General features: G+C 62.4%; 16 protein-coding genes. 9 read left to right on the top strand and 7 right to left on the bottom strand.

All coding sequences use genetic code 11. The annotated features are described in order from the left end of the window. The first annotated feature begins 261 nt into the window (after positions 1 to 261). The 3 genes from N4T19_RS04645 (at position 262) to bioB (ending at position 2677) form a co-directional block, all read left to right on the top strand. Positions 262 to 729 (top strand): VOC family protein, encoded by a 468-nt coding sequence (locus N4T19_RS04645; protein WP_260719581.1) that lies wholly within the window; start codon positions 262 to 264, stop codon positions 727 to 729. A 14-nt stretch (positions 730 to 743) separates the two neighbouring features. After that, on the top strand, positions 744 to 1163 hold the full coding sequence (locus tag N4T19_RS04640) for a glyoxalase superfamily protein (protein ID WP_116925701.1): 420 nt from the start codon (positions 744 to 746) through the stop codon (positions 1161 to 1163). Between the two features lie 479 nt (positions 1164 to 1642). Beyond that, on the top strand, positions 1643 to 2677 hold the full coding sequence (gene bioB, locus N4T19_RS04635; RefSeq protein WP_260719580.1) for a biotin synthase BioB: 1035 nt from the start codon (positions 1643 to 1645) through the stop codon (positions 2675 to 2677). Positions 2678 to 2764: 87 nt separating this feature from the next. Here bioB and N4T19_RS04630 read toward each other — a convergent pair whose 3' ends face one another. Continuing rightward, positions 2765 to 3820, bottom strand: coding sequence for a quinone-dependent dihydroorotate dehydrogenase (locus N4T19_RS04630; RefSeq protein ID WP_182341413.1), 1056 nt, complete (start codon positions 3818 to 3820; stop codon positions 2765 to 2767). Between the two features lie 54 nt (positions 3821 to 3874). Here N4T19_RS04630 and rpiA point away from each other — a divergent pair, with 54 nt between their 5' ends. Continuing rightward, entirely contained in the window at positions 3875 to 4546 is a 672-nt protein-coding gene (rpiA, locus tag N4T19_RS04625) for a ribose-5-phosphate isomerase RpiA (protein WP_260719579.1), read from the top strand. 89 nt (positions 4547 to 4635) lie between these two features. Here the strand turns inward: rpiA and N4T19_RS04620 are convergent, their stop codons facing one another. The 5 genes from N4T19_RS04620 to N4T19_RS04600 form a co-directional block, all read right to left on the bottom strand. Further along, entirely contained in the window at positions 4636 to 5295 is a 660-nt protein-coding gene (locus tag N4T19_RS04620; RefSeq protein WP_260719578.1) for a glutaredoxin family protein, read from the bottom strand. A gap of 104 nt (positions 5296 to 5399) precedes the next feature. Further along, entirely contained in the window at positions 5400 to 7457 is a 2058-nt protein-coding gene (locus N4T19_RS04615) for a M3 family metallopeptidase (protein WP_116925697.1), read from the bottom strand. A 200-nt stretch (positions 7458 to 7657) separates the two neighbouring features. Next, positions 7658 to 8506, bottom strand: coding sequence for a bifunctional methylenetetrahydrofolate dehydrogenase/methenyltetrahydrofolate cyclohydrolase FolD (folD, locus tag N4T19_RS04610; protein WP_116925696.1), 849 nt, complete (start codon positions 8504 to 8506; stop codon positions 7658 to 7660). Positions 8507 to 8668: 162 nt separating this feature from the next. Further along, positions 8669 to 9301, bottom strand: coding sequence for a response regulator transcription factor (locus N4T19_RS04605; RefSeq protein WP_021028067.1), 633 nt, complete (start codon positions 9299 to 9301; stop codon positions 8669 to 8671). 36 nt (positions 9302 to 9337) lie between these two features. Next, entirely contained in the window at positions 9338 to 11857 is a 2520-nt protein-coding gene (locus N4T19_RS04600) for a PAS domain S-box protein (RefSeq protein WP_260719577.1), read from the bottom strand. A gap of 216 nt (positions 11858 to 12073) precedes the next feature. Here N4T19_RS04600 and aceE point away from each other — a divergent pair, with 216 nt between their 5' ends. The 3 genes from aceE to lpdA are packed head-to-tail and all read left to right on the top strand — an operon-like array spanning position 12074 to position 18361. Next, complete coding sequence (gene aceE, locus N4T19_RS04595) at positions 12074 to 14779, top strand: pyruvate dehydrogenase (acetyl-transferring), homodimeric type (RefSeq protein WP_116925693.1); 2706 nt, start codon at positions 12074 to 12076, stop codon at positions 14777 to 14779. A gap of 21 nt (positions 14780 to 14800) precedes the next feature. Then, positions 14801 to 16480: a dihydrolipoyllysine-residue acetyltransferase gene (gene aceF, locus N4T19_RS04590; protein WP_260719576.1), complete on the top strand. Its 1680-nt coding sequence runs from the start codon at positions 14801 to 14803 to the stop codon at positions 16478 to 16480. Positions 16481 to 16495: 15 nt separating this feature from the next. Beyond that, positions 16496 to 18361: a dihydrolipoyl dehydrogenase gene (gene lpdA / locus N4T19_RS04585; protein ID WP_260719575.1), complete on the top strand. Its 1866-nt coding sequence runs from the start codon at positions 16496 to 16498 to the stop codon at positions 18359 to 18361. Positions 18362 to 18461: 100 nt separating this feature from the next. On the opposite strand, the gene N4T19_RS04580 is transcribed toward lpdA, so the two are convergent. Continuing rightward, positions 18462 to 19103: a VOC family protein gene (locus tag N4T19_RS04580; RefSeq protein ID WP_182341396.1), complete on the bottom strand. Its 642-nt coding sequence runs from the start codon at positions 19101 to 19103 to the stop codon at positions 18462 to 18464. 295 nt (positions 19104 to 19398) lie between these two features. On the opposite strand from N4T19_RS04580, the gene N4T19_RS04575 reads away from it, so the two are divergent. Together N4T19_RS04575 and N4T19_RS04570 are read left to right on the top strand one after the other, a co-directional pair. Continuing rightward, positions 19399 to 20319, top strand: a complete 921-nt coding sequence (locus N4T19_RS04575; protein ID WP_243419313.1) for a tripartite tricarboxylate transporter substrate binding protein — start codon at positions 19399 to 19401, stop codon at positions 20317 to 20319. Between the two features lie 148 nt (positions 20320 to 20467). Continuing rightward, the gene (locus N4T19_RS04570; RefSeq protein WP_313900082.1) at positions 20468 to 21448 is read left to right on the top strand and encodes a tripartite tricarboxylate transporter substrate binding protein; all 981 of its coding nucleotides are present in this window, start codon (positions 20468 to 20470) and stop codon (positions 21446 to 21448) included. Positions 21449 to 21483: the final 35 nt, after the last annotated feature.

Genomic DNA, 21483 nt, shown 5'->3' with positions numbered 1-21483 from the left:
CTCTAAAAAATCATTCAAGCATAGTAATATGCTATTTGGTGATTGAGTTCTTTAAATTGTAGTTATTTGGGGTAAATACGGGGAGTTTTTCTCCGATGGTGTTGGCGGCAATATGTAAGCAATGTTGACCATTTCGCAAAGATGCGCAAGAGCGATCATGGCATTGTTTGCGTCGCACGCACTACCGCCATTGCTGCCAAGCCTTGGCACAATGGCAGCTGCGGCACAAGCGCCACACATCTACACAAGGAGCCATACAGCATGTCAGCACAGCGTCCGTTCAAGGTTTTGGGAATCCAGCAAGTAGCGATAGGCGGCACCGATAAAGAGCGCATGAAAAAACTCTGGGTGGACATGCTGGGCCTGTCGCAAACGGGCAGCTTCCGCAGCGAGCGTGAGAATGTCGACGAGGATATCCTGGCGATAGGCAAAGGGGCCTTTGCAGTCGAGGTCGACATCATGCAGCCGCTGGACATCGACAAGAAGCCTGCCGTACACGCCACGCCGCTCAACCACATCGGTCTGTGGATTGACGACCTGCCCAAGGCCGTGGCATGGCTGACTGCCCAGGGCGTGCGTTTCGCGCCTGGCGGCATCCGCCCTGGCGCTGCGGGCCATGACATCTGTTTTCTGCACCCCAAGAGCAATGACGAATTCCCCATCGCTGGCGAGGGCGTGTTGATCGAGCTGGTGCAGGCGCCCGCCGATGTCATTGCGGCGCTGGGTTGAGGAGGCTGGCTGCCATGACCGACACCCCGCGTTTTCAACCCTGCGTGATTCCCGTGCTGCGCAGCTTCGATGCCCAAAGGGCGGCGCAGTTCTACCAGGAGTTTCTGGGCTTTGTGCAGGACTGGACACACCGCTTTGGCGACGACTTTCCGCTCTACCAGCAGCTGAGCCTGCACAGCGCTGCGGGCCTGGCCTGCCTGCTGCATCTGAGTGAACACCATGGCGATGCCTGCCCCGGCAGTACGGTACGCATTGCCTGGCCGCAACTCGAGGCCTTCCAGCAAAGCCTGCTAGCCAAAAATTACCGCCATGCCAAACCGGGGCTGGAGCGCATGCCCTGGGGCATGCTCGAGATGCGCATTGCAGATCCGTTTGGCAATCACCTGGTGTTCTTTGAGGAGCTGCCAGCGGCGCCAGAAGGCACCGCTGCCTGAGAGACCTAGCTGACTCCCACAACTGCCGCACTGCGTTGCGGCTTTTTTTATGCGCGATTTTTGCAAAGACCCTCAAAGGCGCTGGGATGCAAACACGGCTCCCGCGTCAATAAGCTCCCAAATTCTGCCAGTGGTATTTGGCGAATGGGGCCAAGGGAGGACGGCTATGGCCCAGAGGAGCATCTGCCAGCCTTCCTGGCACCTTATCTGCAGCTATCTGCATGCCTTGTTGCGGCGGCGTAGCATTCTGGTCAACGTACAATACGAGCAGTTGACTGCATATTGGCAGACATTGCGGTAATCTGTCTGCTTCATGCTGGCAATGCACCTGCAACAGCGCCTTAAGTTAACGGCGCAGCAAATCTGCCACGCAGGGCCGGAACAGGCGGTTATGCATGGGGCCGATGCGGCCTGGCATTGGACACAATAAGTGCCATACCCAGGCATACCGCACCGGGTAGTGATTGAGGAGCTTTCCCATGTCCGGACCCTACACACCCTACACATCCGATACCACGTCGGCTTTGCATTGGCACCCCCAGGCGGCTGCGATCCCACAAGCGACAGCAGCAGATCCCTGGCCCGTAGCGCAGGTACAGGCGCTGTTTGAGATGCCGTTTATGGCGCTGATGCTTCATGCACAAACGGTGCACCACGCGCACTGGCCGGCCGGCGATATCGAACTGGCCACCTTGCTCTCGGTCAAGACGGGCGGTTGTCCCGAAAACTGCGGCTACTGCCCACAATCTGCGGCATACGACACTGGCGTCCAGGCGGGCAAGCTGATGGACCTTGCCGAGGTCACCCGCGCGGCGCAAGCAGCCAAGGAGGCAGGTGCCAGCCGCTTTTGCATGGGCGCGGCCTGGCGTGCGCCCAAGGACCGGGATATTGCCCTGGTCAGCGCGATGATTGCGGCGGTGAAGGCGCTGGGCCTGGAGAGCTGCGCCACCTTGGGCATGTTGGCACCCCACCAGGCGCAGGCGCTGAGCGATGCCGGACTGGACTACTACAACCACAACCTGGACACAGGACCGGACTACTACCGCGATGTCGTCAGTACCCGCCAATACGAGGAGCGGCTCGATACGCTGAGCCATGTCCGTGCCGCAGGCATACGCGTGTGCTGCGGCGGTATTGTCGGCATGGGCGAGACGCCGGTGGACCGTGCCGCGCTGCTGGCCCAACTGGCCAATATGCAGCCTTACCCCGAGTCCGTGCCCATCAACAGCTTGGTGCGCGTGCCCGGCACGCCACTGGCTGACAGCGAGCCGTTGGACCCGCTGGATTTTGTACGCGTGATTGCCGTGGCGCGCATTGTGATGCCCCAGGCCCGCATCCGCCTGTCCGCCGGCCGCCAGCAACTGGGCGAGGCGGTGCAGACGCTGTGCTTTATGGCGGGCGCCAATTCGATTTTCTATGGTGACAAGCTGCTGGTCACTGGCAACCCGGAGGCGGACAGCGACGCCAAGCTGCTGGCCAAGCTGGGCTTGGCGAGCTTGAAAACTGCGGCCTGAGCGAGGCGCTTGGACGCATCGGCGCAGCAGGTGAGCGCAAAAAAGGCCAGCGCATGCGCTGGCCTGTTGCGGGTTCCGATGGCTGAATCAGCGCCGGCCGCCTTGCGCTTTCAGCGCCTGCGCAATCTCGGTGACCAGGCCTGGGCCGCGGTAGATCAGGCCCGTGTAGATCTGTACCACATCGGCGCCGGCCTTGATCTTCTCGACCGCGTCGGCTCCGCTCAAGATGCCGCCCACGCCAATGATCGGGAACTGCGGGCCCAGCGCTGCGCGCAACTGGCGCACCACGGCATTGCTGGCCTCGAACACCGGGCGGCCCGAGAGGCCACCGGTTTCTTCTGCATGCTGCAGGCCTTGCACTGCATCGCGGCTGATGGTGGTGTTGGTGGCAATCACGCCATCCATACCATGGGCCTTGAGGCTGTTGGCAATCACGATGACCTGCTCTTCGCTCAGATCGGGGGCAATCTTCAAGAACACCGGCTTGTGCTTGCCATGCTCGCGTGCCAGCTGCTCGCGGCGCTGCACGAGCGCGCTCAGCAGTGCATCGAGCGCCTCATCGCTTTGCAGTGCGCGCAGGTTCTTGGTGTTGGGCGAGCTGATGTTGACCGTGATGTAGTCGGCATGGGGGTAGACTCCATCGAGGCACTGCAGGTAGTCGCTGGTGGCGTTTTCGATCGGCGTGGCCGCATTCTTGCCAATGTTGAGGCCCAGCAACAGCGGTGATGCCTGCTTGCGGAACTGGGCCTTCTTCACATTCGCGACAAAAGCGGCCAGGCCTTCATTGTTGAAGCCCAGGCGGTTGATCAGCGCGTCGCGCTCGGGGATGCGGAACATGCGCGGCTTGGGGTTGCCCGGCTGCGCCAGCGGCGTGACCGTGCCCACCTCGACAAAGCCAAAGCCCATGGCGCCCAGGCCATCGATGGCGCGGGCGTTCTTGTCCAGGCCCGCTGCCATGCCCACCCGGTTGGGAAACTGCATCCCCGCCAACGTGATGGGGTCGCTCACCCGGCTTTGGCGCCAGGCGCAGGCCAGCGGCGTGTTCTGGCCCTTGGCCAGCATGTCCATCGTGAAGTCGTGGGCAGCTTCGGGCTGCATGCCAAACAGAACGGCGCGGGAGAGGGAATAGGGGATCAGGGACATGGGATGGGATAATCAAGGCGTTATCTGTATTTTCGCTGATCTGATCGCACTACCATGACACAAGACGAATTAAAGGCCGAGGTTGGCCGCGCAGCACTGCAATATGTGGTTGCCGGAGAAATCGTAGGCGTGGGCACGGGCTCCACCGTGAACAAGTTCATTGATGCGCTGGCATCCATCAAGGACCAGATCCCGGGCGCTGTCTCGAGCTCCGTGGCCAGCACCGAGCGTCTGCGCGCGCTGGGCATCCCGGTGCTGGATGCCAACGAGGTCGAGCGCCTCGCGGTCTATATCGATGGCGCCGATGAAATCGACCACCAGGGTTTCATGGTCAAGGGCGGCGGCGCGGCCTTGACGCGCGAGAAGATTGTGGCGGCGCTTGCCGACCGCTTTATCTGCATTGCGGACGCCTCCAAGCAGGTGCAGACCTTGGGCGCTTTCCCGCTGCCGGTGGAAGTCATCCCCATGGCTGCGGCCCAGATCGCCCGCCGCTTTGCTGCCAAGGGTGGCCATGCGACCGTCCGCCTCAAGGATGGCCAGCCGCTGGTCACCGACAACGGCCAGCACATCCTCGATGTCACCGGTTTGGCGATTGCCGACCCTGCCGCTTTTGAATCCGAAGTGAACCAGTGGCCAGGCGTGATCACCGTCGGCGTGTTTGCGCACCAAAAAGCGGCTGTCTGCCTGCTGGGCACCGAGCAAGGCGTGGAAACGCTGGAGTTCTAAAACCGCCAAGCCCTCCACGCCTTAAAGCAATGGCCCGATCCAGCTAATACCGGGTCGGGCCATTTTTTTTGTAAACGGATGGCGTTTGCTTAGAACACAATCCCGGTGGGATTGCTGGGCGTAACGCGATCGGGCTCGACGCTCTGGTTACCCGGCGCTGGCTCGGCACTGCCGTCTGCCGGCTGTGCGGCAGCAGAAGCGGCCGGGGCAATCACCTTGGGAATCAAAGGCTGTGCAGGTGCGGGGCGGTAGCTGGAGGGCAACTTGGACTGGGCTGGGTAGCCGGCTGCGTCCAGGTATGCGCTCCAGTCGTTTTCATTAAAGCCACTCAAATGCTGGCTTCCCAGCGTGGCAAAGGGGATGGTGCCATCGGGGTTGAGCTTGCGCAGCGCCTGGATTTCGGCGTTGGAGGTTACCGTCTTTTCTGCAAAAGGCACACCCCGGGTCAGCAGATAGCGGCGAGCCACATCACAGGCACCGCAGTCCTTGCTGGTGTAGAAGGTCAGCGGGTACTTGGTGGCTGCTTGCTTGACTTCCAGCGGCAGGTCACTGGTGCGGGTGCCGGCAGGCTCGGTGACGGCGCCGGTGGTGACCGATTGACTCGGGGTGTCGGACGTGGGTGCACGGTCCGAGAAAGTGACCCGGCCATCGGGGCCCACAATGCGGTACACCGTTTGCGCGCCTGCCAAGCCTGCAGCGCATGCGATGGCGGTGCCAACGAGCAAGCTGCCCAAAGCCTTTTTCTTCATGCCTATCCCTCTCTATAGCTGTTGTAGCACCATTATGCCTGCGCAGCACTGCAGCTGGCTGTGGGCTGCCGGGCACTGAAGGAGTGACCGGCAGCCGGAGCCGGTCAGGCCGCCAGCGGCTCGGCCATGCCCTGGTGGCGCAGCAGTGCGTCGAGCTGCGGCTCACGGCCCCGGAAGGCCTTGAACGATTCCATGGCCGGGCGGCTGCCACCGGCTTCCAAAATCGCATGCAGGTAGCGCTGGCCCACCTCGCGGTCCACCACATCGCTGCTGCCGCGCTTTTGCGCTGCTTCTTCAAAGCTGGCAAAGGCGTCGGCCGACAGCACCTCAGCCCACTTGTAGCTGTAGTAACCAGCGGCATAACCACCGGCAAAGATGTGGGTGAAGGTGTTGGGCATGCGGTTGAAGTCTGGCTGATCGAGCACCGCCACCTGGCGGCGCACATCGCGCATCACGCCATAGATGGCGTCCGCATTGATGCCTTCACCCGACAGCTCGGTGTGGATGCGCATGTCAAACAGCGAGAACTCGATCTGGCGCAAGGTCTGCATGCCCGATTGGAAGTTCTTGGCCGCAATCATCTTGTCGTAGAGCGCGCGGGGCAGCGGCTCGCCGGTGTCGACATGGGCCGTCATATGGCGCAGCACTTCCCACTCCCAGCAGAAGTTTTCCATGAACTGGCTGGGCAGCTCGACTGCATCCCATTCCACACCACCGATGCCGGAGACATCGCGCTCGTTGACCTGCGTGAGCATATGGTGCAGGCCGTGGCCGGTTTCGTGGAAGAGGGTGATCACGTCGTCATGGGTCAGCAGCGGCGGCTTGCCATCGACGCCGGCGGCAAAGTTGCAGACCAGGTGTGCGATCGGGGTTTGCAGCTCGCCGTTGTCCGGGCGCAGCCAGCGGGTGCGCACATCGTCCATCCAGGCGCCGCCGCGCTTGCCATTGCGCGCTGGGGGGTCCAGGTAGAACTGGCCGACCAGCACGCCATCGCGCTCGATGCGGTAGAAGGCCACGTCCTGGTTCCACACGGGAGCCAGGTCGCCCTTGATCTGCACGCCGAACAAGGTCTCGACAATGCGAAAGAGCCCGGCCAGCACCTTGGGCGCCGGAAAGTACTGCTTGAGCTCCTGCTCGCTGAACGCGTAGCGCGCTTCTTTGAGGTGCTCGCCAATGTAGCCCCAGTCCCAGGCCTGCGGGTTGTCCAGGCCCAGCTCGGTGCGGGCATAGTCGCGCAGGTCTTGCACATCCTTTTGGCCATAGGGCTTGGCCTTGCTGGCTAGCTCCTGCAAAAATTCCAGCACCTGGGCGGAGGACTGGGCCATCTTGGGCGCGACCGACAACTCGCCAAAGCTGGGGTAGCCCAGCAGATGCGCTTCTTGCTCGCGCATCTTCAAAATCTCGACCATCAACGGCGTGTTGTCGAGCTTGGTATCGCCAAACTCGCTGGCCCGCGTGGTGTAGGCGCGGTAGAGCTTCTCGCGCAAGGCGCTGCTCTTGGCAAACTGCATCACCGGCAGGTAGCTGGGGATCTTCAGGGTCAGCTTGTAGCCGGGCTTGCCTTCGGCTTCGGCTGCAGCGCGGGCAGCCTGGATCACGTCTTGCGGCACGCCAGCCAGCTCGTCCAGCTCCGCATAGTAGGCAAACTGGTCGGTCGCATCCATCGCGTTCTCGCTGTACTTCTGGCAGGCGATGGCGCTTTTTTCTTGCAGCTGCGCATAGGTCTCGCGCGCCTGGCCCTGCAGCTCGGCACCACCGAGCACAAAGTTGCGCATCGCGTTGTCCCAGGCCTGCTTTTGCTCGCTGTTCAGCGTAGCCGGGTCAATGGCCTTGTATTTGGCATACAGCGCCTCGTCCGCGCCCAGTTGCGTCCAAAAGGCGGTGACCTTGGGCATCTCGGCGTTGTAGGCTGCGCGTAGCGCAGGCGTATCGGCCACGGAGTTGAGGTGACCGACCATGCCCCAGGCGCGGCCCAGCTTTTCGGTGCTGACATCGAGCACCTTGGCGATCTCGTTCCATTGCGCCGGGAACTCGGGCGCTGTGACCGTCTTGAGGGCCGCTTCACTCTCGGCCAGAAGCTGGTCGATGGCGGGGGCGATGTGTTCAGGTTGGACCTGGTCAAAGCGGGGCAGGCCGCTGAAATCGAGCAATGGATTGGTCATGGTGCTGTATATGGGGCCTGGCGCCCTGCAATCAATGCCATGTTGGCACTTGGAACGTAATCGCGATCCGGAGATCATTGCCTGTCATTTAAGCACAAAAAAAAGCTGCTGGCACCGGCAAGGCGGATGCCAACAGCTATCGTTTTCATAGTTTTACCGCCGCGATAAATCGCGGCGGAATCGAGGCGGTTTTGGGCAGATCAGGCGCGCTCGGCCGACTCCAGCGTGTTGACCATCAGCATCGTGATGGTCATCGGGCCTACGCCGCCGGGCACGGGGGTGATGTAGCCGGCCACTTCCTTGACGCCGTCAAAATCCACATCGCCGCAGAGCTTGCCTTCGGCATTGCGGTTCATGCCCACATCGATCACCACGGCGCCGGGCTTGACCATGTCGGCGGTCAGCACATTGACCTTACCCACGGCCGCCACAATGATGTCGGCCTGGCGGGTCATCGCAGCCAGGTCGGCTGTGCCGCTGTGGGTGATGGTGACGGTGGCGTTGGCCGCCAGCAGCATCATCGCCATGGGCTTGCCCACGATGTTGGAGCGGCCGATCACCACCGCATGCTTGCCGCGCAGGTCCTTCATGCCGATCGATTCGAGCATCTTCATGCAGCCGTAGGGCGTGCAGGCCTTGAAGCCCACTTCTCCCACCATCAGCGCGCCGGCGCTGGCCACATGGAAGCCGTCCACGTCCTTCTTGGGCGAGATGGCTTCGATGACCTTGTGGTCGTCGATGTGCTTGGGCAGCGGCAGCTGCACCAGGATGCCGTGGATGCTCGGGTCGTTGTTGAGCGCCTCGACCCGGGCCAGCAACTCCGCCTCGGTCATGCTCGCGTCGTACTTCTCCAGCACCGAATGGAAGCCGCACTCCTCGCAGGACTTGACCTTGTTGCGCACATAGACCTGGCTGGCCTGGTTGTCACCGACCAGGATGACGGCCAGACCCGGAACGATGCCCTTGGCCTTGAGCTGGTCGGCACGCGCCTTGACATCGGAGCGCAGTTGCTGGGAGAGGGCCTTGCCATCGATCAATTGAGCAGTCATGTGGTCATCCAAAAAGGGTTGCGCGTGGTCCAGCAGCCGGGCGAGCCCCCAGCATGGCGCGCGGAATTGAAAAATGCGCCGTACCGAAGCCGGTACCGGCGCATTGCGCTTTGAGAAGCGTTGTTGGAACGTTGTCCCTAGGGCGCGAAGGCCGCTAATTTATCACGTTGCCTTGGCCGCTGCATTGGAGCCCAGCGCAATCTTGAGCAGATCAGCGACGGTATTGGCGCCGAGCTTTTCCATGATGTTGGCGCGGTGCGCTTCGACGGTCTTGATGCTGATGCCCAGGTCATCGGCGATCTGCTTGTTCAGGCGACCGGCCACAATGCGTTCGAGCACCTGCGACTCGCGGCCCGTCAGCTTGGCCAGCAGCGCATCGCGGCTGGCCGCTTGCTGGTGGCCAGCGAAGGCATCGCGTGCCTGGTCCAGCATGCGCTCGACCAAGGCATCGAGCTGGGCTTCGTCAAAAGGCTTCTGGATGAAATCCATGGCGCCTTTTTTCATCGTGTCCACCGCCATGGGCACGTCGCCGTGGCCGGTGATGAAGACGATGGGCAGCGGCGACTTGTTCTCGATCAGGCGGTCCTGCAGTTCCAGGCCGCTCATGCCACCCATGCGGATATCGACAATCAGACAGGCGACCTCGCGGGCATCGTAGCGTGCCAAGAAGGACTCGGCTGAGTCAAAGCAGCGCACCCGGTAATCCTTGCCCTCCAGCAACCATTGAAGCGAGTCACGCACCGCCTCATCGTCATCGACTACGTAGACCGTGCCCTTTTTGGGGATCAAGCTCATGCACAATTCCTTCTATCAGTATTGGTATAGCGCTGGCTATTCAGCCGACTCCGCGGGGCTGGCCACCGGAATCCAAAAGCTGAAATTACAACCTGTCACCTCCGGCCCATTGTAGAGGTTCTCTGCCTGCATCCGGCCATGGTGAGATTCGACAATGCTGCGGCAGAGATTGAGCCCGATTCCCATGCCTTCACTCTTGGTAGAGAAGAAGGCCTGGAACAGGCGCTCCAAAGCCTCGGGTGACAGACCGCGCCCCGTATCTTGAACGGAAAACTCTATCACATCCGTGGCGTCGATCTTGCGAGGCACGACGCGCAGTTCCACCATGCGCTGGTGGGCCGGGCGCTGGGCATTGGCAATGGATTCGGCGCCGTTCTTCATCAGGTTGATGAGCACCTGCTCGATCAGGATGCTGTCGACCTTGACCTTGGGCAGACGTGCGGCAACGTGGTGCGAAAGCCGCACATTGTGGCGCTTGAGCTCGATCGAGCCCAGCTCCACCGCTTCGCTGACGATGTCGCTGACATCGGCCAGTGCCCGGTTGGGCTCGCTGCGTTTGACAAAGGAGCGGATGCGGTGGATCACCTGGCCGGCGCGCTGGGCCTGGTGGGCGGTTTTCTCCAAGGCCCCTAGCAGCGCTTCTTCGCTCAGGCTCCCGTTCTTGACGCGGGTGATCATGCCCGAGCAGTAGTTGCTGATCGCCGACAGTGGCTGGTTCAGCTCATGGGCCACGCTCGACGCCATCTCGCCCATGGTCACCAGGCGGCTCACGGTGGCGGCCTTCTCGGCCTGGCGCGCGGACTGCTCCTCGGCCTGGCGTCGTGGCGTGATGTCAGTGGCGATCACCATCTGCGCCAGGCGCCCGTCCACCCAGTTGAGGTAGCGCGAGCGCACTTCCAGCCATTTGCCCAGCTCGGCGATATAGATCTCGGCATTGCCGCTGACAGCAGTGGTGATCTCGTCACTGGGCAGGCCCATGAGCCCATCTTCATCGTCCATGCTGGTGTTGGCATTGCTGTTGCTGGGCAACACGCCGGCCTGGGCCACCAATTGCAAATGGCCCACGGTTTGCGAGCCAAACCACTGCCGGTAGAGCTTGTTGGCGAACAGCAACTCGGCACTGCCCAGCGGCGCGACCGACACCGAGGCGTCCAGTGCCTCGAGCACGATGGTGAAGCGCTCATACGACGCCGAGAGCTGCTCGCGGATGCGGTTGGGCTCGGTGATATCGGTCATCGAGGTCATCCAGCCGGTCTGGCGGCCGTGGCCGTCAATCAGCGGCGAGACATAGAGCCGGGCCTCGAACATCGTGCCGTTCTTGCGCTTGACCCGCATCTGGAAACCACCGGGAAACACCTTGCCGCTCATCTCGTCGATCAGCATGTCGTGGTAGGTGCTCTGGTCGCCCTCGGGCCAGTACGGGTAGGGCGGCAGCTTGCCCACCAGCTCTTCCTCGCTCCAGCCGGTCATCTGGCAAAAGGCGGCATTCACATAAGAGATGCGGCCTTGCAGATCCAATGCGCGCATGCCCGTGAGCACGCTGTTTTCCATCGCTCGGCGGAAATTGGTCTCACCCTGCAGGGCTTCTTGCGCGCGTATGCGCTTGCGGGTGTGGCGCCAGGTCGCCACCAGCAGCCAGGCGGTCATAAAGCTCAGCACACAGACCAGCCAGAACAGGCCGTTGCTGACCAGGCCGAGCGAGGTGTGGTAGCCCTGGGCGCGCAGCTTCAAACTGTTACCCACGGGAGCGACTGGCATCTCGAATTCATTGGGCGCCGCGCGCCAGGGCAGCAGCCGCTGGGCGGCGACACGTGGGGTGAGCGGAGTGCCGGCCAGCGTGGTTCCCTTGCCGTCCTGCAGGGTCACCGCGTAGCGGGCCAGGATCTCGGTGGGCGTGCCGTAACGCAGCAGGTTGTCGATAGAGAACTCGGCCAGCAGCACGCCGCCAAAGCGGCCCTTCTGGCTGATGGGGACCTCCAGCAGCAGCATGGGCGCTGTCTCGCTGGTGGCCAGTGGCTGCGAGAACACAGGCTGCTGCAGATCGCGCGCCATCTCAAAGAGCTCGAGCAGCTCCTTTTTCTGGATCACCTCGTCCACGGTGAGCAGGTTCTCTGCGGCCACGCTGGGGCCAAACTGGGTGGCGCGCACCTGGCGGCCGGTATCAATCCAGGTCAGGGCCTGCAGCTCGGCGTACTGGCTGATCAGCGTGTCAGCCCGGTCGTTGAAGCCATTCTTGTCCACGTCCTGGTTGCCCACGTCGCGGGCCAGGCGCATCAGTTGCTCCTGGCGCTCGGACAGGCGCAGCCGAATGCGCTGCTGGGCATATTCCACATCGCGGCGCATGGCCTCACGCTCACGCTCGAGCTCTTCGCTGCGCAGGTACCAAAAAGCGGCCACGATGGCGATGAAAAACATCACCACGGCCACCAAGGGCGCAATGGCCGCATAGCGATCTTGTCTCGAAGGTGACAATCCTCGCCACCAGGTCTGCCACATCTGCACCAAACGAGGACGGCTGTTTGGGGATGGGGTGGCGGGGCGCTCGGTCGAATTCATGGAGGGTGAGTGTAGTCCAGGGCAGGGCGGCCATGCCCTGATGCCGGGCAAATCGTTGATCTGGTCCCCGATGCATCCTGCTGCAGCGCCCATGGATTGTGCGTTTGCAGCAATTTCCCATAATATGAAAATGAAGACCGCTATTTGAAATCTTCAAAAAATGTGAGAAACTCTGGCACAGTCATTCATAGCAGATCACTTGAAGGAGACGCGAGCATGTCCGAACCATCCGAACAAAAAGCCGTCAACGGCCCCACCCGCACCGACGACCAAGAAACCCGAGAATGGATGGACGCGCTGTCCGCTGTGATCGACCGTGAGGGCGCAGATTACGCCCACTCGCTGATCGAGCAATTGCTCGAGCACGCGCGCCAGAACAGCGTCGATCTGCCTTTCTCCGCCAAGACCGGCTACGTCAACACCATCGAGACCGAGCAGGAAGCGCGCAGCCCCGGCAACCTCGAGATCGAACAACGCCTGCGCGCCTACATGCGCTGGAACGCCATGGCCATGGTGGTCAAGGCCAACCGCCTGCACCCACCAGAAGGCGGTGACCTGGGCGGCCACATCGGCTCCTTTGCCTCGCTGGCCAGCATGTTTGGCGCCGGCTTCAACCATTTCTGGCATGCCGAGAGCGACAACCACGGCGGCGACTGCCTCTACATCCAAGGCCACGTATCGCCCGGCATCTATGCCCGCGCCTATCTCGAAGGCCGCATCAGCGAAGAGCAGCTGCTCAACTTCCGCCAGGAAGTGGACGGCAAAGGTCTGTCGAGCTACCCGCACCCCAAGCTGATGCCCGATTTCTGGCAGTTCCCCACCGTCTCGATGGGCCTTGGCCCCATCATGGCGATCTACCAGGCGCGCTTTTTGAAGTACCTGCACGCCCGCGGCATTGCCAACACCGAAAACCGCAAGGTCTGGGTGTTCTGTGGCGACGGTGAAATGGACGAGGTCGAATCCTTGGGCGCGATCGGCCTGGCCGCGCGTGAAAACCTCGACAACCTGATCTTCGTGATCAACTGCAACCTCCAGCGCCTCGATGGCCCGGTGCGTGGCAACGGCAAGATCATCCAGGAGCTCGAAGGCGAGTTCCGCGGTTCCGGCTGGAACGTGATCAAGCTGATTTGGGGCAAGGGCTGGGATGCCTTGCTGGCCAAGGACCATGACGGCGCGCTGCGCAAGATCATGATGGAGTGCAACGACGGCGACTACCAAGCGTTCAAGGCCAATGACGGCGCCTATGTGCGCAAGAACTTCTTTGGCCGCGATCCACGCACCCTGAAGATGGTCGAGCACCTGAGCGACGACGAGATCTGGAACCTGCAGCGCGGCGGCCACGACTCGCAAAAGGTCTACGCTGCCTTCCACGCAGCGCAAAACCACCAGGGCCAGCCCACCGTCTTGCTGGTCAAGACCGTCAAGGGCTTTGGCATGGGCAAGGTCGGTGAGGGCAAGAACAATGTCCACCAGACCAAGAAGCTGGCCGATGAGGACATCAAGGCCTTCCGCGACCGTTTCAACATCCCGATCCCGGACAGCCAGATTGCCGAGCTGCCTTTCTACAAGCCAGCCGACGACACCCCGGAGATGAAGTACCTGCACGAGCGCCGCAAGGCCTTGGGCGGTTACCTGCCCAAGCGCCGCGAAAAGGCCGACGAGCAGTTCACCGTGCCTCCGCTGGACACCTTCAAGGCCGTGCTCGAAGCCACGCCCGAAGGCCGTGAGATCTCGACCACGCAAGCCTATGTGCGTTTCTTGACCCAGCTGCTGCGCGACAAGGAAATCGGCCCCCGCGTGGTGCCCATCCTGGTGGACGAGGCCCGTACCTTCGGTATGGAAGGCCTGTTCCGCCAGATCGGTATCTACAACCCGCATGGCCAGCAGTACACCCCGGTCGACAAAGACCAGGTGATGTACTACAAGGAAGACACCAAGGGCCAGATCCTGCAGGAAGGCATCAACGAAGCGGGCGGCATGTCCAGCTGGATTGCTGCGGCAACCAGCTACAGCCACAGCAACCGCATCATGATTCCGTTCTACATCTACTACTCGATGTTCGGATTCCAGCGCATTGGCGATCTGGCCTGGGCCGCTGGCGACCTGCAGGCACGCGGCTTCTTGCTGGGCGGCACCTCGGGCCGTACCACCTTGAATGGCGAAGGTCTGCAGCACGAAGACGGCCACAGCCACATCCTGGCCGGCACCATCCCCAACTGCATCAGCTACGACCCGACCTTCTCGCACGAAGTGGCCGTGATCATGCACGAAGGCCTGCGCCGCATGGTGCAGAACCAGGAAAACATCTTCTACTACCTGACGCTGCTCAACGAAAACTATGCGATGCCAGGCCTCACGCCCGGCACCGAGGAGAAGATCCTCAAGGGCATGTACCTGTGCAAGGCCGGTGGCGCCGGCGACCTGCGCGTGCAACTGCTGGGCTCGGGCACCATCCTGCGCGAATCCTTCTTTGCGCAAGAGCTGCTGGCTGCCGACTGGGGCGTGACTGCCGACGTCTGGAGCTGTCCATCGTTCAACGAACTGACCCGCGACGGCCAGGATGCAGACCGCTGGAACCTGCTGCACCCGCTGGAAACCGCCAAGGTGCCGTTTGTGACCGCCGAGCTGGGCAACAGCACCGGCCCGGTGATCGCCTCGACCGATTACATGAAGTCCTACGCCGAGCAGATTCGCCCCTTCATCCCCGCGGGCCGCACCTACAAGGTGCTGGGCACGGACGGCTTTGGCCGCTCGGACTTCCGCCGCAAGCTGCGCGAGCACTTCGAGATCGACCGCCACTACATCGTGGTAGCCGCCTTGAAGGCGCTGGCCGAAGACGGCAAGCTGCCCGCGCAAAAGGTCGCCGATGCGATTGCCAAGTACGGCATCAACGCCGACAAGATCAACCCGCTGTACGCCTAAATTGCACCAGGAGACACCACAATGGCATTGATTGACATTCAAGTCCCCGATATTGGCGACTTCGCAGAAGTGGGCGTGATCGAGTTGCTCGTCAAGCCCGGTGACACCGTCGCCAAGGACCAGTCGCTGATCACTGTCGAGTCCGACAAGGCCTCGATGGAGATCCCGTCCAGCCACGCTGGCGTGGTCAAGGAAATCGTCGTCAAGATTGGCGACAAGGTGGCCGAAGGCTCGGTCATCATCAAGCTCGAAGCGGCCGATGCGGCCGATGCCGCTGCTGCCGCACCCGCTGCGCCGGCACCAGCCCCCGCCGCTGCGGCAACCGCTCCTGCAGCTGCACCTACGCCAGCACCCCAGGCTGCTGCTGCGCCTGCGGCCTCGGGCCCGGTCGAAGTGAAGGTCCCCGATATCGGTGACTTCAAGGATGTGGCCGTGATCGAGCTGCTGGTCAAGGTGGGCGATACCGTCACCGAAGAGCAGTCGCTGTTCACCGTCGAGTCCGACAAGGCCTCGATGGAGATCCCATCGCCCGCCGCTGGTGTGGTCAAGGAGCTCAAGGTCAAGCTTGGCGACACCATCAATGTTGGTGATCTGGTCGCCATTCTGGAAGGCAGCGCCGCTGCTGCTCCAGCGTCCGCACCGGCTACGCAAGCACCGGCGGCAGCTGCGCCGGCTCCCGCTGCCAGCGCACCTGTCCCTGCTGCAGCACCTGTCGCCGCACCGGCTGCAGCTGTTCCCGCCCACAACCCCACCGTGCCGCCCTCGGGCGCGATGCCCTATGCATCGCCATCGGTGCGCAAGTTTGCGCGTGAGCTGGGTGTGCCGCTGGACGAGGTCAAGGGCTCGGGCAACAAGGGCCGTATCACCGCCGATGACGTGCAAGCCTTCACCAAGCAGGTGATGGCTGGTGCCGTGCAGACGAAGGCACAGGCTGCCAAGGCGCCTGCCGGTGGCGGCTCTGGCGCAGGTCTGGATCTGCTGCCATGGCCCAAGGTCGATTTCAGCAAGTTCGGCGCTGTCGAGCGCAAGGACCTGTCGCGCATCAAGAAGATCTCGGGCGCCAACCTGCACCGCAATTGGGTGATGATCCCCCACGTCACCAACAATGACGAAGCCGACATCACCGAGCTCGAAGCCTTCCGCGTCTCCACGAACAAGGAAAACGAGAAGAGCGGCGTCAAGGTCACCATGCTGGCCTTTGTGATCAAGGCCCTGGTCTCTGCACTCAAGAAGTTCCCTGAGTTCAACACCAGCCTCGATGGCGACACCCTGGTCTACAAGCAGTATTTCAACATCGGCTTTGCCGCTGACACGCCCAATGGCCTGGTGGTGCCGGTGCTCAAGGATGCCGACAAGAAGGGCATCATCCAGATCAGCGCAGAAATGGGTGAGCTGGCCAAGAAGGCACGCGATGGCAAGCTGGGCGCGGCCGACATGCAAGGCGGCTGCATCTCCATCTCGTCGCTGGGCGGCATTGGTGGCACGCACTTCACGCCTATCGTGAATGCCCCTGAAGTTGCCATCCTGGGCCTGTCCAAGTCGGCGATCAAGCCGGTGTGGGACGGCAAGCAGTTTGTGCCACGCCTGATGCTGCCACTGAGCCTGTCGTACGACCACCGCGTCATCGATGGCGCCTCGGCCGCACGCTTCAATGCCTACCTGGGCCAGGTGCTGGCGGACTACCGCCGCATCATCCTGTAATCGGAGACGCACACTATGGCAATCGTAGATATCAAAGTCCCCGACATTGGTGATTTCGCTGAAGTGGGCGTGATCGAGCTGCTGGTGCAGCCTGGCGACACCGTCGCCAAGGACCAGTCGCTGATCACCGTCGAGTCGGACAAGGCCTCGATGGAGATCCCGTCGAGCCATGCCGGCGTGGTCAAGGAGCTCAAGATCAAGATCGGTGACAAGGTCGCTGAAGGCTCAGTGATCCTATCGCTGGAAGCCGCAGAAGGCGCAGCTGCTGCCCCCGCACCTGCTGCTGCACCTGCAGCCTCGTCGCCCGCTCCGGCCCCTGCAGCAGCGGCGCCTGCTCCCGCAGCGCAGTCCGCACCAGCTGCAGCGCTGTCCCCGGTGGCCAGCAACTACAGCGGCCAGGTCGATGAAGACTGTGACGTGGTCGTGCTCGGTGGCGGGCCAGGCGGCTACTCGGCCGCCTTCCGCGCCGCTGACCTGGGCCTCAAGGTGGTGCTGGTCGAGCGCTACAAGACGCTGGGCGGTGTCTGCCTGAACGTGGGTTGCATCCCCTCAAAGGCTTTGCTGCATGTGGCTGCCGTGATGGACGAGGTCAAGCACCTGGACGTGGCCGGTATCAAGTTCGCCGCGCCCGAGGTCAATATCGACCAGCTGCGCGCCCACAAGGATAAGGTCATCGGCAAGCTGACCGGCGGTCTGGGCCAAATGGCCAAGATGCGCAAGGTCACGATCGTGCGCGGCTATGGCAATTTCGTCAGCGCCAACCACATCGAAGTGCAGGAAACCTCGGGCGATGGCCAGGAGCAGACCGGCGCCAAGAAGGTCGTGCAGTTCAAGAAGGCCATCATTGCTGCAGGCTCGCAAGCCGTGCATCTGCCCTTCATGCCCAAGGACGAGCGCGTGGTCGATTCCACGGGTGCGCTGGACCTGAAGGCCGTGCCCAAGCGCATGCTGATCCTGGGCGGCGGCATCATCGGCCTGGAAATGGGCACCGTCTACAGCACGCTGGGCGCACGCCTGGATGTGGTCGAGATGATGGATGGCCTGATGCAAGGCGCTGACCGCGATCTGGTCAAGGTCTGGCAGAAGATGAACGCGCCGCGCTTTGACAACATCATGGTCAACACCAAGACCGTGGCCGCCGAAGCAACGCCCGAAGGCATCAAGGTCTCGTTCGAGCCAGCCAAGGAGGGCGTCACCGTGCCCGAACCCCAGGTGTACGACCTGGTGCTGCAAGCCGTGGGCCGCACGCCCAATGGCAAGAAGATCGGCGCAGAGGCTGCAGGCGTGTCCGTGACGGACCGTGGCTTTATCAATGTCGACATCCAGATGCGCACCAATGTGCCCAACATCTTCGCGATCGGCGACATCGTGGGCCAGCCAATGCTGGCACACAAGGCTGTGCACGAAGCGCATGTGGCCGCCGAAGTCATCGCCGGTGAGCTGCAAGGCAACAAGGAGCTGGCCGCTGCCGCTTTCAATGCCCGCGTGATTCCATCGGTGGCCTATACCGATCCTGAAGTGGCATGGGTGGGTCTGACCGAAGACCAGGCCAAGGCCCAAGGCATCAAGGTCAAGAAGGGCCTGTTCCCCTGGGCTGCCTCGGGCCGCGCCATTGCCAATGGCCGCGACGAAGGCTTTACCAAGCTGCTGTTCGACGACTCGCCCGAAGCCCATGGTCACGGCAAGATCCTGGGCGGCGGCATGGTTGGCACGCACGCCGGCGACATGATCGGCGAGATAGCACTGGCCATCGAGATGGGTGCAGACACTGTGGACATCGGCAAGACCATCCACCCGCACCCGACCTTGGGCGAGAGCATTGGGATGGCGGCCGAAGTGGCCCATGGCACCTGCACCGATGTGCCGCCAGCGCGCAAGTAAGACCAGCCGGTCTTGATCTAATCCGCAAAAGACAGCCTACGGGCTGTCTTTTTTTGCCTGTGCGCCCAGTGTTCAATGCCGTGCAGACCACGGCATGGGTTTACTCATAGTCAAACTCCGCCCGGTACTCATCCGGGTTGATGCCTTCGGCGCGCAGCGGCTCCACCAGGCGAAAGCGCGTGACCTTGGCCGATGCGGTGATATAGCCTTTGATGACCCACTCGCGGGTGACAGGGCTGCGCGCCTCCTGGGCCAGCTGTTCGATGATGCGCGTGGTCTTGCGCCGGGCCAGCATGCGAAAGAACGCCGGTACATGGGCGAGCAGGCGCTGGAGCAGGTCCTCGGCATCGGCGGTCCATTCGCCTTGCTTGGGCAGCTCGGGCACAAAGCCCCATTCGTCTTCTGTCAAGGCGCGCCACAGCACGATGGCATGGCCATCGGCATCGCTCACGCAGGCCATTTCTTCGAGTTCAGGGGTGCGCATCGGCGCATAGCGTGAGGTGCTGCCTGCCGCCAGCAGGCTTTGGTAGGCCTGGGCCACATCGGCCACCTGCAGGCGCAGGCTCGTCTGCGACTCCACCTTGGGCACCTGCAGCAGCCGCAGCAGAGCGCTGCCGGTGTCGATATCGACATAGCCCTCGCCGCTGCGCGCAGCGGCAAAGCCGATCACATCGCGCCAGAGATGCGTGGCCTTTTCCAGATCGCTGCAGGGAAGGACAAGGTGGCTGATTCCAAAAAACATGGCATACGCTGTGAACAATAAGAGCGCCGATGATAGCGGCCTGCGTGCCGTATCGATCAGAACTGATCGATGCGTACATGCGAGGCGCCACCCACTCGCAGTTGTCTTGGTGACAGGCGAGGCGGCCAAGGCGAGTCAGGATGGGCGAAGATTCCCGGCTAGAAAAAGCCTGCGCAGCGCATCGGCACTTTCTGCCACAGCGCCTGCTGCTCTTGAGGAGACCCACCCCATGACCCCCCATGCGTTTGCCACTACCGCCGCATTGGCCATTGCCGCCAGCTTGGCCGCCGCTGCCATGCCAGCAGCCGCTGCCTACCCGGACAAGCCCATCAAACTGATCGTTCCGTTCCCACCGGGTCAGGCCACCGATATCTTTGCCCGCGCGCTCGCCGAGAAACTGGGCCAAAAGCTGGGCCAGCCGCTGGTGGTAGAGAACAAGGCCGGCGCGGGCAGCAATATTGGCTCCGAGCAGGTCGTCCGCAGCGCCGCCGACGGCTATACCTTGTTGGTCGCGGGCAGTGCAATGGCAGTCAACCAGACGCTCTACAAAAAGGTGAACTTTGACCCCCGAGTGGACCTGGTCGGCATCAGCTTGATCGCCAAGGTGCCGCTTGTCTTTCTGGCCAACCCGGCCAGCGGCATCAAGAGCATGAACGACCTGGTGGCCAGGGCGCGGGCCGAGCCGGGCAAGCTGAGCTATGCCAGCGCCGGTATTGGCGGCACCCAGCACTTGAGCGCGGAGATGGTCAAGGCTCGTGCTTCGCTGCAGATCGAACATATTCCCTACAAGGGCAGCGGCCCGGCCCAGGCGGATTTTCTGGGCAACCAGGTGCCGTTGATGGTCGACTCAGTCACAGCCGCGCTGGCCAATATCCAGGCTGGCAAGGCCGTGCCGCTGGGGGTGACGTCAGCCACACGCTCCAGCCAGTTGCCCCAGGTACCAACGATTGCTGAATCCGGCCTGCCGGAGTTCAAGGGCTTTGAGGCGGTCGGTTGGCTGGGCCTGATGGCCCCCAAGGACACGCCCAAAGCCATCGTCGACAAGCTGAACCAAGAGACGGTGGCCATCCTCAACAGCCCCGAGATGCAGAAGTTCATTCGCGACCGGGGCTCCGAGCCCGCGCCGACCAGTGGCCCGGAGATGGACCGCTTTGTCGCCAGCGAAATTGCCGAATGGGGCAAAGCGGTCAAGCAGTCGGGCGCGACCGTAGAGTAGGGCGTCGCCATCGGCCTCGCCGGCCAGTGCAGGCCGGTTCGCAGTCAGAATCCTTACGGGCTGCCGACCATGTCACCCATGCGTCCCCGTGCCTGGGAGCGCTTTTCTACACTCTTTGTCGCCTATAGACTGAAATGGAGACAAAGAGATGGTGTTGACGCGCAGAAGCATGCTGCAAGCGGGGGCTGCCACGGCAGCTGGTGCATGGATGGGGGCGGGCGCATCGCTGGCCCATGCCAGCAAGACCTTTCCCACCCGGGCGATCAAGCTGGTGGTGGCTTTTCCGGCCGGCGGCCCCACGGATCTGACGATGCGCCAGCTCGCTGAGAACGCCGCCAAGGTGCTGGGCCAGCCGATTGTCGTGGAAAACCGCCCGGGTGCGGCAGGATCTCTGCCCGCTACCCAGTTGCAGAACACCGCAGCGGACGGCTACACCATCGCCCAGTTGCCGATGAGCGTGATGCGCCTGCCCTTTACCACCGGCCTCAAATGGAACCCGGTGGAGGACCTGAGCTACATCATCAATGTCACCGGCTATGCGTTCTGCATGGTGGCCAGCACCCAGTCCGGGCTCAAGAGCTGGCAGGACGTGGTGGCCTGGGCCAAGGCCAATCCTGGCAAGCTCACGCTGGGCAATACCGGCACCTACACCTCGCCCCATGTCACCTCGGCCATCATTGCGCAGCAGCTGGGCCTGGATGTCGTGCATGTACCGTACAAGGGCTCGTCGGAGCTGATGCGTGCCACGATGGCGGGTGAGGTGATGGTCGCGGCCGACACCAGCGCCGTGATCCCCTATGTGGACCAGGGCCGCATGGTCGCCTTGAACGTCTGGACCGAAAAGCGCCTGCCGACCTTGCCCAACACCCCCACCTTGATCGAGCTGGGCCTGCCGACCACGCAGTACTCGCCCTTTGGCCTGGTGGGCCCCAAGGGCATGCCCGCCGATGTGCAAGCGGCCTTGCACAAGGCCTTCAAGGAAGCGATGGAGATGGAAAGCTACCAGGCCATGCTGCAGCGCTTTGAGATGCTGCCCATCTACATGAACAGCGCCGACTACAAAAAGTTTGCCGCCGAGTCCACCGTCAAGGAAAAGGCCGTTCTGGCCAAGCTGGGGCCGCAGGCTTGATGGGGCTGTGATGGCTGTCTGGGGGCAGTTTTCCT

The sequence above is a fragment of the Comamonas squillarum genome (assembly GCF_025309455.1).
GTDB lineage: Bacteria > Pseudomonadota > Gammaproteobacteria > Burkholderiales > Burkholderiaceae_C > Comamonas > Comamonas squillarum.
This window is presented reverse-complemented; position numbering and strand designations above follow the sequence as displayed.